General features: G+C 52.5%; 1 rRNA gene. It reads right to left on the reverse strand.

The features are described 5' to 3' along the window. Positions 1-47 precede the first annotated feature (47 nt). A 16S ribosomal RNA gene (locus tag ACU8YC_RS24825) occupies positions 48-1,589 on the reverse strand. Between the last annotated feature and the right edge of the window lie 144 nt (positions 1,590-1,733).

Consider the following 1,733-nt stretch of genomic DNA (forward strand, 5'->3'; position numbering starts at 1 on the left):
TTCATCAGACAATCTGTGTGAGCACTACAAAGAACGTTTCTTTAAGGTAAGGAGGTGATCCAACCGCAGGTTCCCCTACGGTTACCTTGTTACGACTTCACCCCAGTCATGAATCACAAAGTGGTAAGCGCCCTCCCGAAGGTTAAGCTACCTACTTCTTTTGCAACCCACTCCCATGGTGTGACGGGCGGTGTGTACAAGGCCCGGGAACGTATTCACCGTGGCATTCTGATCCACGATTACTAGCGATTCCGACTTCATGGAGTCGAGTTGCAGACTCCAATCCGGACTACGACATACTTTATGAGGTCCGCTTGCTCTCGCGAGGTCGCTTCTCTTTGTATATGCCATTGTAGCACGTGTGTAGCCCTACTCGTAAGGGCCATGATGACTTGACGTCATCCCCACCTTCCTCCAGTTTATCACTGGCAGTCTCCTTTGAGTTCCCGGCCTAACCGCTGGCAACAAAGGATAAGGGTTGCGCTCGTTGCGGGACTTAACCCAACATTTCACAACACGAGCTGACGACAGCCATGCAGCACCTGTCTCAGAGTTCCCGAAGGCACCAATCCATCTCTGGAAAGTTCTCTGGATGTCAAGAGTAGGTAAGGTTCTTCGCGTTGCATCGAATTAAACCACATGCTCCACCGCTTGTGCGGGCCCCCGTCAATTCATTTGAGTTTTAACCTTGCGGCCGTACTCCCCAGGCGGTCGACTTAACGCGTTAGCTCCGGAAGCCACGCCTCAAGGGCACAACCTCCAAGTCGACATCGTTTACGGCGTGGACTACCAGGGTATCTAATCCTGTTTGCTCCCCACGCTTTCGCACCTGAGCGTCAGTCTTTGTCCAGGGGGCCGCCTTCGCCACCGGTATTCCTCCAGATCTCTACGCATTTCACCGCTACACCTGGAATTCTACCCCCCTCTACAAGACTCTAGCCTGCCAGTTTCGGATGCAGTTCCCAGGTTGAGCCCGGGGATTTCACATCCGACTTGACAGACCGCCTGCGTGCGCTTTACGCCCAGTAATTCCGATTAACGCTTGCACCCTCCGTATTACCGCGGCTGCTGGCACGGAGTTAGCCGGTGCTTCTTCTGCGAGTAACGTCAATTGCTGAGGTTATTAACCTCAACACCTTCCTCCTCGCTGAAAGTACTTTACAACCCGAAGGCCTTCTTCATACACGCGGCATGGCTGCATCAGGCTTGCGCCCATTGTGCAATATTCCCCACTGCTGCCTCCCGTAGGAGTCTGGACCGTGTCTCAGTTCCAGTGTGGCTGGTCATCCTCTCAGACCAGCTAGGGATCGTCGCCTAGGTGAGCCGTTACCCCACCTACTAGCTAATCCCATCTGGGCACATCCGATGGCAAGAGGCCCGAAGGTCCCCCTCTTTGGTCTTGCGACATTATGCGGTATTAGCTACCGTTTCCAGTAGTTATCCCCCTCCATCGGGCAGTTTCCCAGACATTACTCACCCGTCCGCCACTCGTCACCCAAGGAGCAAGCTCCTCTGTGCTACCGTTCGACTTGCATGTGTTAGGCCTGCCGCCAGCGTTCAATCTGAGCCATGATCAAACTCTTCAATTTAAGTTTGATGCTCGTGAATTAAACTTCGTAATGAATTACGTATGTTCACTCAGAGACTTGGTATTCATTTTTCGTCTTGCGACGTTAAGAATCCGTATCTTCGAGTGCCCACACAGATTGTCTGATAAATTGTTAAAGAGCAGT

The organism is Citrobacter sp. VF227 (genome assembly GCF_052950715.1).